Below are 12847 nucleotides of genomic sequence, written 5' to 3'. Positions count from 1 at the left end.
CGAGGGGCGCGCTCGCGCCCGCATCGCGCGCCCCGGCTTTTATCGGACCCGTCCGATGGTTCCGCTCCCCTGTTCTTCCTAGAGTTCCTGACGCCCGGGCCGCCGGATCGAGCAGCGTGAATTCGCAGCCCGATCCGATCTTTCTTTCCCTTTTCAGAGCATAGGAACTGCATGGCATCCAAAAAGGCAAACGTCTTCGTCGACAACCCGAGCATCGATCAGACAGCACGCGCACAGGTCTTCGCACCACACCGAGATCGGCACCACCGAGGTCGACGCCAACGGCAGCTGGACCTTCACGCCCTCGACCGACCTGCTCGAAGGCCAGCACGCCATCACCATCGTCACGCGCGACGACAGCGGCAACGAGGGCACGCCTTCGCCCGCCTTCAACTTCGAGATCGACGTCACCCCGCCCGACGCCAGCCGGCTGAACGTCAGCGGCTTCACGGACAACGTGGGCGGGGTCACCGGCAACGTGATCTCGGGCGGCACCACCGATGAAACGCGCCCGCTGCTCAGCGGCATCAGCAATGGCACGCCCGGCCACACCGTCACCGTGATGGTGAAAGACGCCACCGGCACCGACGCGCGCCACACCAAGGTGTTCACCTACACCTCGGCCGAACTGGTGGACATCGGCTCGTTCAAGGTCATCTCGCTGAGCACGAGCGTGACGCTGGACGCGTTCAGCCAGAACGTGGTGAACCACGTGACGGAAACACGCGACCCGAACCTGATCGACTACGCACCCGAGACCTTCTACGGGAGTGCGGAAGATGACGTGGTGTCGCTGTCGATCAGCGCCGGGACTTACTTCAATCGGACCAATGCGGCCGTTCATGGCGGCAACGGGATCGACACACTAAAGCTGGAGGGGGCCGCGCACGTGCTCAACCTGACCAAGGCCGGCAGCAAACTCAGCTCCATGGAAATCGTCGACCTCACGGGCACAGGCAACAACACGCTCACCCTGTCACTGTCGGAAGTACTGAACAACGGCGGCCTCGACCTGTTCTACCAGGGCGACAAGAGCCGAGTGCAGATGATGGTCAAGGGCGATGCCGACGACATCGTGAAGCTGAGCGACCTGCTGTCCGGCGGCATCGACCAGGGCGACTGGGTGAAGAAGGTCGGCGTCGTGACGCTGGGCGGCATTGTTTACGACGGCTACCAGCACTCGTCGCTCGGCGCCGAGCTGCTGGTGCAGCAAGGCGTGACCGTCACGGTCACCAACTCGAAGCTGGTCGGCTTGCCTGCTACTTTCGAGGCGGCGTCGGATGCCGTGGCAGGCGAGCTTGCCGATGACGAGGTGCTGATCAACTCGACCCAGGGCTACACCCAAGGCGACGACACGATCATCGCCAAGCTCGGTTTCGCCGATCGCCTGAGCGGCGGCGCCGGCAACGACACCTTCACCAACGTCGGTACCCGCGACACGGTGCATGGCGGCGCAGGCGACGACACGATCCGCATCAACAGCGGCGACTTCGAACGCGTTGAAGGCGGTCTTGGCATCGACACCCTGGTGATGGACGGCACCGCCATGCACATCGACCTGTCGGCCCTCGGCGCGAAGGTGCAGGGCTTCGAGAAGTTCGACCTGGGTGCGGGCGGCAACACGCTGGCGCTGAGCGCGCAAGACCTGCTGGCCGGTGGTGCACGCGACATGGTCACGGCCGACGGCAAGGTGCAGATGCTGGTCAACGGCGCCAACGGTGATGTGAACCTGCTCGGCGGCGACGACGGCTGGACCCTGGGCAATGCAGCCACCGTCGGCGGCGTGACCTACAGCGTCTACACCAACCTCGCAGGCACCGCTGAGCTGCTGGTCGAAGACAAGGTCCACGTGACCATCCTCTAAGCCTGCAGACAGGCCACGCGGCGCCCCATCGGCGCCGCCCCCGACGCGACAGTTGCCCCGTGCGACTGTCGCGTTTTTTGTCGTGCCCCGCCCTCGCCTCAGCCCGCCGTCACCGCAGGCCCGAACCCATGGGTCTCCCCCGCCTGCTCGCACGGCACGCGCTCCACCTGCACGGTCGAGTGGTGGATGTCGAACGTCTCGGCCAGCAGCGCACGCAGCTGCAGCATCAGCGGCGCCAGGTCGACCACGTCGGGCGTGCACACCACGTGCACGCTCAGGCTCACCTTGCCGCTGGACAGTGCCCACACGTGCAGGTCGTGCAGGCCGGCCACGCCCGGCTGCGCCTGCAGCGCGCGCTCGACCTCGGGCAGGTCGATCTCGTCGGGCACGCCTTCGAGCAGCACGTTGAGGCTCTCGCGCAGGAGGCGCCAGGTGCGCGGCAGCACCCACAGGCCGATGGCGACGGCGATGACCGAGTCGACCCAGGCCCAGCCGGTGAAACGGATGACGAGCGCGCCCGCGATCACGCCGACGGAGCCCAGCATGTCGGCCCACACTTCCAGGTAGGCGCCCTTCACGTTGAGGCTCTCGTCCTTGCCGCTGGCCAGCAGGCGCATGCCGATGAGGTTGACCACCAGGCCGCCGATGGCCACGAGCAGCATCATGGTCGACTGGATCTCGGCCGGCTGCGAGATGCGCCGGTACGCCTCGTAGAGCACGTAGATCGCCACGAAGAACAGCAGCACCGCGTTGACCACGGCCGCCAGGATCTCGAAGCGGTAGTAGCCGAAGGTGCGGCGCTTGTCCGCCGGCCGCTTGCCCAGCCAGATGGCGGCCAGCGAGATGGCCAGCGCCACGGTGTCGGTGGCCATGTGGGCCGCGTCGGACAGCAGCGCCAGGCTGCCCGACACCAGCCCGCCGATCACCTCGGCGACGAGGTAGGTGGAGGTCAGCGCCAGCGCCCAGCGCAGCGCCTTTTCATTGCCACCTACTGCATGTGAATGCTCATGGGCCATGGGAACCTTGCAGTGCGGGATCGAGGGGTGCGCCGTGTTGCTTCTCTGCGTTGGCTTCCTGCACTTCGTCTTCATCGCGCCGGTGCGCGATGCGGTACAGCAGCGGCAACACCAGCAGCGTCAGCGCGGTCGACGACAGGATACCGCCGATGACCACGGTGGCCAGCGGTCGCTGCACTTCGGCGCCGGTGCCGGTCGCGATGGCCATGGGCACGAAGCCCAGCGAGGCGACCAGCGCGGTCATGAGCACGGGGCGCAGCCGCGTGAGCGCGCCTTCGCGAATGGCTTCGTCCAGCGGCAGGCCGCCTTCGCGCAGGTTGCGGATGAACGAGATCATCACCAGCCCGTTGAGCACGGCCACGCCCGACAGCGCAATGAAGCCCACGGCCGCCGAGATCGACAGCGGGATGCCGCGCAGCCACAGCGCGACGATGCCGCCCGTGAGCGCGAACGGAATGCCGGTGAACACCAGCAGCCCGTCCTTCAGGTTGCCGAACATGGCGAACAACAGCGTGAACACCAGCAGCAGCGACACGGGCACCACGACCTGCAGCCGCTGCGTGGCCGAGGCCAGGTTCTCGTACTGGCCGCCCCACACGGTCCAGTAGCCCGGCGGAATGCGCACGGCGCGCATGGCCTCTTCGGCCTCGGCCACGAAGGAGCCGAGGTCGCGCCCGCGCACGTTGGCGCTCACCACGATGCGGCGCTTGCCGTCTTCGCGGCTGACCTGGTTGGGGCCGGGCGCGAGGTCGAGCGTGGCCACTTCGCCCAGCGGGATGAAGCTGGTGCGCAGGCCTTCGCCGCCCGCGCCCTTGGGCAACGCGATCGGCAGCCGGCGGATGGCCTCCAGGTCGGTGCGCAGGGTCTCGGGCAGGCGCACGAGGATGTCGAAGCGGCGGTCGCCGTCGAACAGCGTGCCGGCCTCGCGCCCGCCCACGGCGGTCGAAATGGCGTCCTGCACGTCGCCCACGTTCAGGCCGTAGCGTGCGGTCTTCTGGCGGTCGATGTTCACGGTGAGCATCGGCAGGCCGGTGGTCTGCTCCACCTTCACCTCGGCGGCGCCGGGCACCTTGCCCAGTGCGTTCGACACCTGTGCGGCGGTCTGGTTGAGCACGTCCATGTCGTCGCCGAAGATCTTCACGGCCACGTCGCTGCGCACGCCCGAGATCAGCTCGTTGAAGCGCAGCTGGATCGGCTGCGAGAACTCGTAGTTGTTGCCCGGCAGCTTCTCGACCTCCTCCTGCACGGCGGCCAGCAGCTCGGGCCGCGTGCGCCTGGGCTTGGGCCATTCGCTCTCGGGCTTGAGCATGATGTAGCCGTCGGAGATGTTCGGCGGCATCGGGTCGGACGCGATCTCGGCCGTGCCGGTGCGCGCGAACACGCGCTCGATCTCGGGGAACTTGTCTTTCAGCGTGCGCTCGAGCTGCTTTTGCATCTCGACCGACTGCGTGAGGCTGGTGCCCGGAATGCGCAGCGCCTGGATGGCGAAGTCGCCCTCGCTCAGGCTGGGCACGAACTCGGTGCCCAGGCGCGTGGCCAGCAGGCCCGACAGCACCACCGCCACCACGGCCGTGGTGATGACCAGCGGCTTGGCGTTCATCGCGCGCGACAGCAGCGGCGCGTAGCCGCGCTTGGCCCACAGCATGAGGCGGTTTTCCTTCTCGGCGACCTTGTTGCCGATGAACAGCGCCACGGCGGCCGGGATGAAAGTGATCGACAAGATCATTGCGCCCAGCAGCGCGATCACCACGGTGAACGCCATCGGGTGGAACAGCTTGCCCTCGACGCCGGTGAGCGCAAAGATCGGCAGGTACACGATCATGATGATCAGCTGGCCGAACAGCAGCGGCCGGCGCGCCTCCTGCGAGGCCGCGAACACTTCATGGAAACGCTCGCTGCGCGTGAGCGCCCTGCCATGTTTCTCCTGCGCATGCGCCAGGCGCCGCACGCAGTTCTCCACGATCACCACCGCGCCGTCGATGATGATGCCGAAGTCGAGCGCGCCCAGGCTCATGAGGTTGGCGCTGACCTTCTGGTTCACCATGCCGGTGAAGGTGAAGAGCATCGACAGCGGGATCACCGTGGCGGTGATGATGGCCGCGCGGATGTTGCCCAGAAACAGGAACAGGATCGCCACCACCAGCACCGCACCTTCGAAGAGGTTCTTCTTCACGGTGGCGATGGCCTTGTCGACCAGCACCGTGCGGTCGTACACCGTCACGGCCTTCACGCCCGCGGGCAGCGTGCGGTTGATCTCCTGCATCTTCTTGTCGACCGCCTGCGAGACGGTGCGGCTGTTCTCGCCGATGAGCATGAACACGGTGCCCAGCACCACCTCGCGGCCGTTGTCGGTGGCGGCGCCGGTGCGCAGCTCCTGGCCGATGCCGACCTCGGCCACGTCGGACACGCGCAGCGGAATGCCGCCGGCGTTGCCCAGGATCACGTTGCCGATGTCTTCCACCGACTTCACCTGCCCCGGCGCGCGAATGAGGTACTGCTCGCCGCGCTTCTCGATGTAGCCCGCGCCCACGTTGGCGTTGTTGCGCTCCAGCGCGGTGACCAGGTCAGTCATCGTGAGGCCGTGCGCCAGGAGCTTGGCGGGGTCGGGTGCGATCTGGAACTCCTTGGCGTAGCCGCCGATGGAGTTGATCTCGGTCACGCCCGGTACGTTGCGCAGCTGCGGCTTGATGATCCAGTCTTGAATCTCGCGCAGGTCGGTCGGCGTGTAGGGCTTGCCGTCGGCCTTCTTCGCGCCCTCTTCGGTCTCGACGGTCCACAGGTAGATCTCGCCCAGGCCGGTCGAGATGGGCCCGATCACCGGCGACACGCCGGGCGGCATGCTCTCGCGCGCCGACTGGATGCGCTCGTTCACGAGCTGGCGCGCAAAGTAGATGTCGGTGCCGTCCTTGAAGATCACCGTGACCTGCGACAGGCCGTAGCGCGACAGCGAGCGCGTCTGCTGCAGGCCCGGCAGGCCGGCCATGACGGTCTCGATGGGGTAGGTCACGCGCTGCTCGGCTTCGAGCGGCGAGTAGCCGGGCGCGGACGTGTTGATCTGCACCTGCACGTTGGTGATGTCGGGCACGGCGTCGATGGGCAGCTTCTGGTAGCTGAAGACGCCGAGCGCCGCCATGCCGAGCACGGCCAGCAGGATCAGCCAGCGCTGCTCGATGGAGAAGCGGATGATGCGTTCGAACATGCGGTCGTCCTCAGTGGGTGTGCGTGGCCGAGCTCTTGCCCTGCTGCGACTTCACGACGAAGCTGCCGCTGGCCGCATAGGCCGCGCCAGGCTTCAGGCCGCCCACGATCTCGATGCGCTGGCCGTCGCTGCGGCCGGTCTTCACGTGCTGCGGCACAAAGCCGCCGGGCACGCGCAGGAACACGGTGGGCTGGTCGTCCACCGTCTGCACGGCTTCGGCCGACACGGTGACGGGCGCGTCGGTTTCCGACGCCACCAGCTCCACGTTCACGAACAGGCCCGGGCGCCAGGTGCGCTGCGGGTTGGTGAGCGTGACACGCGCGGTGGCCGTGCGCGTCTGCGCGCCGATGAGCGAGCCCACGTACGACACCGTGCCGCGCGCGGCCTGGTCGAAGGCGCCGGCGCGGATGGTCACGGCCTCGCCGATGCGCACGAGGTTCAGGCTGCTGGCGGGCACGCTGATCTCGGCCCACACGGTCGACAGATCGGAAATGGTGAACACGTTGACCGCCTCGCCCACCGATTCGCCCAGCGAGATGTGCTTCTCGACCACCATGCCGTCGAAGGGCGCGCGCAGTTCGTAGCGGCCCAGTGCCGACGAGCCGGGCGTGGCGCCCAGCGCCAGCAGCTTCTGGTTGGCGTTGGCCACGGCGATCTGCGCCTCCTGCATGGCCTGCTCGGCCTGCAGGAAGTCTTGCTGCGGCGAGATCTTTTCTTCCCACAGCTTCTTCTCGCGGTCGTGGGTGGTGCGTGCCAGCGCCAGCCGGCGCTGCGCGGTCTGCAGCTCGCTGCGCTGCTCCGAGAGCGCGGGGCTGGAGATCACGGCCAGCACCTGGCCGCGCTTGACTTCCTGGCCCAGGTTGGCCGACACGCTGTCGACCACGCCCGCCACGCGCGGCACCACGTGGGCCGTGCGGTCTTCGTTGAACTTGATCTCGCCGGGCAGCTGCAGCGACGTCTTGATGCGCGCCGGGCCGACGCTGTCGATCGCGATGCCGGCGGCCTTGACCTGCTCGTCGGTGAAGGGGATCTTTTCTTCGTCTTCCTTGTGGGCGTTGGCGGCGGCCTTCTGCGGCTCTGCCGATGCGGGCGTTTCCTTGCCTGCGTCCTTGCCGGCTTCCTTGCCTTCTTCCGCGTGGTGTTCCTTGTCGCCATGGCCTTCGTCATGCGAATGGCCGTGGTCGTCTTCCTTGCCCTTGGCGTGGCCCTTGTCTTCCTCGTGGTGCTCGCCGTCGGCATGGCCGGCGGACTCCGAGTGCCCGCCCGCCTCGGGCTTGGACGGCGCGGTGCGCAGGATGAGCGCGCCGGCAACGAGGCCCGCGAGCAAAACGGCGGCAATGGCGATCCACTGCTTGCGGCCGGAGGACGTGGTGCGGTTGTGTGGTGTGGTCATGGTCGGAATCGGTTCGGTGTTCTTCTTCAGCGCACGTTCGGTGTCGCGTTCGAGGCGATGTCGTCGCCCTCCGTGCCCAGCAGGCGGTCGAGCTCGCCGGCCGCGCGGTGCGCCTCGGCCAGCGCGACCAGGTACTGGTTGCGCACCTGGAACAGCGTGCGCTGCGCATCGAGCGCCTCGAGAAAGCTGAACTTGCCCAGCTCGAAGCCCTTGGTGGCGGCGCGGTAGGCGGTCTCGGCGCCAGGCAGTGCGTCGCGCTGCAGCGTCTCGGCGGTGGCGCGCGCCGAGCGCAGGCGCTCGCTGGCCTGGGCCACGTCGGCGCCCAGTTGCAGCTCGGCGGCGGCGAGCTCGTCGCGCGCCTTGTCTTCGCGGCTCAGTGCCTCGGCGATGTTGCCGCGGTTGGTGTCGAAGATCGGCAGCGGCACCGACAGGCCCACCACCACCTGGTTGCGCCGGCTGCTGCTGACGGCCTCGCCGCCCTCGCCTTCCGACGCAGGCACGCGCTTGACGCCGAGCGACACGGTCACGTCGGGAATGCGCTTGGCCTGTTCCAGGTCGCTGAGCGCGCGGCGGCGCTCGACCTCGAGCCGGGCCTGCCGCAGCACGGGTGCATCGGGCAGGCGGCGCGCCACCTCGGGCGCGGCGGCCTGCGCGGGCAGCTGGTCGACCGCGCCGTCCACCTGCGTGAAGCGCGGCGACGGGTTGCCCCACAGCGCGGCCAGCAGTTGGCGCGACGCGCGCAGCGTGCCTTCGGCCTGCAGCAGTTCGACGCGGATGCCGGCCTCGGCCACGCGCGCCTTGGTTTCTTCGAGCGGCGACACCTTGCCGGCCGCCACGCGGTTGGCCGCGGCGCGGGTGGCGATCTGCGCGAGCCCCACCGAGTCTTGCGCGAGCCGCAGGCGCTCCTGCGCGGTCAGCACATCGAAGAAAGCAGTGACAGCCGCGGCGCGCAGTTCGGCGCGCCGCGCCGACAGCGCCGACACCGCCTGGTCGCGCGCACGCTCGGCCGCCGTGACGCGCGCGGCGCGCTTGCCGCCCAGCTCCAGGGGCTGGCTCAGCTGCAGCGTGGTCGTGCGGTTGTTGCGGCGCAGGTCTTCCAGCTGCGTGTCGAGCGTGGGGTTGGGCCAGGCGCCGGCCTGCACCACGGCGCCGTCGGCGGCGGCCTGCTCATGGCGCGCGGCCGACAGGCCCGGGTTGGCCTGCAGCGCCAGCGCCACGGCGGCGCGCAGGGTCAGCGGGCCTTCGGGCTCCAGCGTGCGGGCGGGTGCCGACAGGGACGACGAGGGACCGGCCGCCTGCGGGGTCTGCTGTGAAAAGGCCGGGGGTACCGCCAAGGCCAACACGGCCAGCGGCACGAAAAGCGTGCGCATCGAATTCTCCTGGGTTGCGAAACAACGGACGGACGAATTCGGCGAGGAGCGCTCAGCTGATGAGTGAGATCAGAAAAAGAAAAAGGGGCTGTGCTCTCGCCGAATCAGGCGGAGAGCAACCAGTCGGGGCGCACCGGCACTTCGGCGATGTGCGAGGCGAAGCGTTCGGTGGAAGCGGCGCGCAGCGGCTGCGAAGCCACGGGCGCCTGGGCCGGCAGCGCGGCGGCGGTGTCCGCGTGCTGGGCCTGCCCGAAGTGGGCAACGATGCAATGGCCGACCGCCGCGTTGGGCTGGCGGGTGCTGTCTTTCTTGGCGCCGTCACCCGCGTGGGTGCGGTCGGTGCCGCGCGGCTCGTCCTCGTGGTGGCCCCAGTGGCCGCTGCCCTTGTCGCCTTCGTGCAGGCAATAGGCTGCCGACACCGCCCAGCTGTACTGGAAAGGCAAGAGAAACAGCAGGAAAATCAGGAGCCAGCGGCGCATTGTTGACAAAAGTATATCGACGGGGCGTGGCGCGCCGACCAAGAAAAGCCCTGCGAACCGAGGGCCCGGCCCACTGTACGACAGCGTGTCGGCGCTTTGTCCTTCAATAGGATTACTAAATCGTAACCAGCGTCTCGAAAGGCCTTGGGTACGATCCGTACCATGCGAATTCTTGTCATCGAAGACGAACCCAAACTGGGCGATTACCTGAAAAAGGGGCTGGAAGAGAACGGCTACGTGGTCGACATCGCCCGCGATGGCATCGAAGGCCGCTACCTCGCCACCGAGGGCGACTACGCGCTCGTGCTGCTGGACGTGATGCTGCCGGGCATCGACGGCTTTGCCGTGCTGCAGGCCATTCGCCGCACGAAGAACGTGCCCGTGCTGGTGCTCACCGCGCGCGACAAGGTCGAAGACCGCGTGCAGGGCCTGCAGCAAGGCGCCGACGACTACCTGGTGAAGCCCTTCTCCTTCTCGGAGCTGCTGGCGCGCGTGCAGGCGCTGCTGCGGCGCGGCAAGACGCAGGAGCCCACGGTGCTGCGCCTGGCCGACCTGGAGCTGGACCTGGTGAGCCGCAAGTGCATGCGCAACCGCACGCGGCTGGACCTCACGGCCAAGGAGTTCACGCTGCTGGTGGTGCTGCTGCGCCGGCGCGGGCAGATTTTGTCGCGCTCCACGCTCGCCGAGCAGGTGTGGGACATGAACTTCGACAGCGACACCAACGTGGTCGAGGTGGCGATCCGCCGCCTGCGCAGCAAGATCGACGACCCCTTCGACGTGAAGCTGCTGCACACGGTGCGCGGCATGGGCTACGTCCTGGAAGACCGCTCCTGGGCATGAGCCCGAAGCCGCATTCGATCCAGAGCCGGCTCTCGTTCTGGTTCGCCGCGCAGACGCTGTCCGGCCTGAGCATCATCTGCCTGGCCATCTACCTCGTGACCGCCTGGAGCTTCGGCGCCAAGCAGCGCGACGCGCTCGACCAGAAGACGGTGCTGGTCGAGCACCTGCTCAAGGAGGCCGAGAAAGGCGGCGACCTCGTCTTTCTGCGCCACAAGCTCGACGACTTCTTCTCGATGCAGGACGACGTGACCTTGTCGATCGCCAACGCCGGCAAGCCGCTGTTCCAGTCCACGCCGCCGCCGCAGGGTCGCTGGCTGCGGCGCGCCATCGTCGTGCCCTGGCAGAACGGCGACTTCCACACCGACCTGTCGGTGCAGGTCGGCGTGAACATCGCGCAGGACTCCCGGCTGCTCGAACGCCTGGCCTGGACGCTGCTGGGCGCGGTGGTGCTGGGCACGGCGCTGGTGTCGCTCACCGGCATGTGGCTGGTGCGGCGCGGGCTGCGGCCGCTGAAGGCGCTGGCCGAGCGCACCGCGGCCATCACGCCCGACCACGTCCACCAGTCGATCGACCCCGGCGCCTTCGCGCAGGAGCTTCGGCCCTGGATCACGCAGTTCAACGCGCTGCTGGCGCGGGTGCAGCGCGCCTACGTGCAACTGGAGTCGTTCAACGCCGACGTGGCGCACGAGCTGCGCACGCCGCTGGCCAACCTGCTCGGCTCCACCGAGGTGGCGCTCACCCGCCCGCGCAGCAACGAGGAGCTGCAGGCCGTGCTGGCCTCCAACCTCGAGGAGATGGGGCGGCTGTCGGGCATCGTGACCGACATGCTGTTTCTTTCGAAGGCCGACCGCGGCACCTCGGCGCGCTCGATGGCCCCGGTGAGCCTGGCGGAGCAGGCGCGTGACGTGATCGACTTCTACGACGCCATGCTCGACGAGGCCGGTCTGCGCGCCGAAGTGCACGGCGAGGCCGTGGCCGAGGTGGACGCGGGGTTGATCCGACGCGCCCTCTTCAACCTGCTGGGCAATGCGATCCGCTTTGCCGAACCGGCCTCGACGTTGCGCATCGAAATTGCGGCCGCCCCTGGCGGAGAACACGACACCATCGCCGTGATCAACCGCGGCGCGCCGATCGACCCCGAGGCGCTGCCGCGCCTGTTCGAGCGCTTCTATCGCGCGGCCCAGGCACGCGACGGCTCCACGCGCCACCATGGGCTGGGCCTGTCGATCGTCGAGGCGATCGCGCGCATGCACGGCGGGCAGGTGTTCGCGTCGAGCCAGGGCGGCCAGACGCGCATCGGGTTCAGCGTGCGCCGCGGCGGCTGAAGGGGTTCAGGGCTCGGCGTGCGCCGCCGTCTCGGCGGGCTTCGGCTTGCGGCCGACGCACAGCGTCATCAGCGGCCCGGTCATCGCGGTGGTGGCCAGCGCCATCACCAGCAGCATCGTGAAGAGCTCGGGGCCGATCAGGCCGACGTCCAGTCCGATCTTGATGACGATGAGCTCCATCAGCCCGCGCGCGTTCATGAGCGAGCCGGTGGCCAGGCTGTCGCGCCAGCTGTAGCCGGCGATGCGCGCGCCCGCCGCGCCGCCCGCGATCTTGCCCACGGTGGCCACGCCCACGATCAGCAGCATCGCGCCCAGGCTGGCGCCCGAGAACGCGTTGGCCGTGGTGCCCAGCCCCGCGAGCGCGAAGAACAGCGGCATCAGCACCACGATGGAGATCGGCTCGATGCGCTCGCTCAGCGAGCGCAGCAGGCGGTCGTCGCGCGGCAGGCAGGCGCCGAACAGGAAGGCGCCGAACACCGCGTGCAGGTGCAGCCACTCGGTCAGCAGCGCCGTGACCAGCAGGCCGATCATGAGCGCGGCCATCAGCGTGGTCGACGGCTCGCCGTCGGGCGCCTTCACGCGCAGCAACCACGCAAAGGCCGGCTTCAGCCCGAGGAACAGCACCGTGAGCATCACCACCACGCCGACCGTGATCTTGATCAGGCCCGCGTAGCCGTCGCTGGTGCCCACCAGCGCGACCACGAAGGCCAGCAGGATCCACGCGAACACGTCGACCACCGCCGCCGCGCTCAGCGAGAGCTGGCCGAAGGGCGTGCGCGTCATGCCGCGGTCTTTCAGGATGCGCGCCATCACCGGGAAGGCCGTGATCGACAGCGCCGCCGCCATGAACAGCGCGAAGGGCCAGAAGCCCACGCCGGCCGGCGCGAGCGTGGGGTGCAGCGCCGGCGAGATCGCCAGGCCCAGCACCAGCGGCACCAGCACGCTGAGCACACCCACCGCGCCGGCCGCCTGCAGCTGCGCGCGCATGTTGCGCGTGGCCCGCAGCTCCAGGCCCACCACGAACATGAACAGCACCAGCCCCACCGTCGCCAGCGACGACAGCCCCTGCAGCGACTCCTTGGCGAACAGCTGCGCATGCAGCGACGGGAACAGCAGCCCCATGACCGCCGGCCCGAGCATCAGGCCCGCCGCCATCTCCCCCACCACGCTCGGCTGCCCCACATGGCGCAGCACCCAGCCGCACAGGCGCGCGGTGGTGAGGATGACGACGAGTTGCAGCAGGAGGGTGGTGACGGACATGGCGGGGTCGCGGTGAAAGCGGGAACAGCGGCCGATGTTAGTGCCATCGCCGCCGGCGCCACGCGCCCCCGGGGCCCCTCGCTCGCGCCCCGCCCCCACTC

General features: G+C 68.7%; 9 protein-coding genes and 1 pseudogene. 4 read left to right on the top strand and 6 right to left on the bottom strand.

Annotation, left to right across the window (positions count from 1 at the left end):
- Positions 1-106 precede the first annotated feature (106 nt).
- Positions 107-346 (top strand): annotated as a pseudogene (locus AC07Y4_RS18765) (hypothetical protein); the annotation flags it as partial.
- A gap of 111 nt (positions 347-457) precedes the next feature.
- Positions 458-1864, top strand: coding sequence for a hypothetical protein (locus AC07Y4_RS18760; protein ID WP_495274892.1), 1407 nt, complete (start codon positions 458-460; stop codon positions 1862-1864).
- Between the two features lie 98 nt (positions 1865-1962).
- On the opposite strand, the gene AC07Y4_RS18755 is transcribed toward AC07Y4_RS18760, so the two are convergent.
- The 5 genes from AC07Y4_RS18755 to AC07Y4_RS18735 all read right to left on the bottom strand — a co-directional run bounded on the left by AC07Y4_RS18755 (position 1963) and on the right by AC07Y4_RS18735 (position 9321).
- Entirely contained in the window at positions 1963-2880 is a 918-nt protein-coding gene (locus AC07Y4_RS18755) for a cation diffusion facilitator family transporter (protein WP_495274891.1), read from the bottom strand.
- On the bottom strand, positions 2870-6079 hold the full coding sequence (locus tag AC07Y4_RS18750) for a CusA/CzcA family heavy metal efflux RND transporter (protein ID WP_495274890.1): 3210 nt from the start codon (positions 6077-6079) through the stop codon (positions 2870-2872). Before AC07Y4_RS18750 ends, AC07Y4_RS18755 begins: the two co-directional genes overlap by 11 nt.
- Before the next feature lie 10 nt (positions 6080-6089).
- The gene (locus AC07Y4_RS18745; RefSeq protein ID WP_495274889.1) at positions 6090-7472 is read right to left on the bottom strand and encodes an efflux RND transporter periplasmic adaptor subunit; all 1383 of its coding nucleotides are present in this window, start codon (positions 7470-7472) and stop codon (positions 6090-6092) included.
- A gap of 26 nt (positions 7473-7498) precedes the next feature.
- Positions 7499-8842: a TolC family protein gene (locus AC07Y4_RS18740; protein WP_495274888.1), complete on the bottom strand. Its 1344-nt coding sequence runs from the start codon at positions 8840-8842 to the stop codon at positions 7499-7501.
- Between the two features lie 104 nt (positions 8843-8946).
- On the bottom strand, positions 8947-9321 hold the full coding sequence (locus AC07Y4_RS18735) for a hypothetical protein (RefSeq protein WP_062481260.1): 375 nt from the start codon (positions 9319-9321) through the stop codon (positions 8947-8949).
- A gap of 162 nt (positions 9322-9483) precedes the next feature.
- On the opposite strand from AC07Y4_RS18735, the gene AC07Y4_RS18730 reads away from it, so the two are divergent.
- Positions 9484-10161: a heavy metal response regulator transcription factor gene (locus AC07Y4_RS18730; RefSeq protein WP_062481258.1), complete on the top strand. Its 678-nt coding sequence runs from the start codon at positions 9484-9486 to the stop codon at positions 10159-10161.
- Positions 10158-11486: a heavy metal sensor histidine kinase gene (locus AC07Y4_RS18725; RefSeq protein ID WP_495274887.1), complete on the top strand. Its 1329-nt coding sequence runs from the start codon at positions 10158-10160 to the stop codon at positions 11484-11486. Before AC07Y4_RS18730 ends, AC07Y4_RS18725 begins: the two co-directional genes overlap by 4 nt.
- Positions 11487-11492: 6 nt before the next feature.
- Here AC07Y4_RS18725 and AC07Y4_RS18720 read toward each other — a convergent pair whose 3' ends face one another.
- On the bottom strand, positions 11493-12746 hold the full coding sequence (locus AC07Y4_RS18720; RefSeq protein WP_070063158.1) for a cation:proton antiporter: 1254 nt from the start codon (positions 12744-12746) through the stop codon (positions 11493-11495).
- Positions 12747-12847: the final 101 nt, after the last annotated feature.

Source organism: Variovorax sp. GW460-12-1-14-LB1, from assembly GCF_059423605.1.
Note: the sequence above shows the minus strand (reverse complement) of the source record. Positions and strands in the feature narration are given on the sequence as shown.

What these genes read in the sequence shown, in the direction of transcription:
- AC07Y4_RS18745 (WP_495274889.1), bottom strand. Translation starts at nt 7,472, where the DNA reads ATGACCACACCACACAACCGCACCACGTCCTCCGGCCGCAAGCAGTGG.
- AC07Y4_RS18735 (WP_062481260.1), bottom strand. Translation starts at nt 9,321, where the DNA reads ATGCGCCGCTGGCTCCTGATTTTCCTGCTGTTTCTCTTGCCTTTCCAG.
- AC07Y4_RS18730 (WP_062481258.1), top strand. Translation starts at nt 9,484, where the DNA reads ATGCGAATTCTTGTCATCGAAGACGAACCCAAACTGGGCGATTACCTG.
- AC07Y4_RS18725 (WP_495274887.1), top strand. Translation starts at nt 10,158, where the DNA reads ATGAGCCCGAAGCCGCATTCGATCCAGAGCCGGCTCTCGTTCTGGTTC.
- AC07Y4_RS18755 (WP_495274891.1), bottom strand. Translation starts at nt 2,880, where the DNA reads ATGGCCCATGAGCATTCACATGCAGTAGGTGGCAATGAAAAGGCGCTG.
- AC07Y4_RS18720 (WP_070063158.1), bottom strand. Translation starts at nt 12,746, where the DNA reads ATGTCCGTCACCACCCTCCTGCTGCAACTCGTCGTCATCCTCACCACC.
- AC07Y4_RS18740 (WP_495274888.1), bottom strand. Translation starts at nt 8,842, where the DNA reads ATGCGCACGCTTTTCGTGCCGCTGGCCGTGTTGGCCTTGGCGGTACCC.
- AC07Y4_RS18750 (WP_495274890.1), bottom strand. Translation starts at nt 6,079, where the DNA reads ATGTTCGAACGCATCATCCGCTTCTCCATCGAGCAGCGCTGGCTGATC.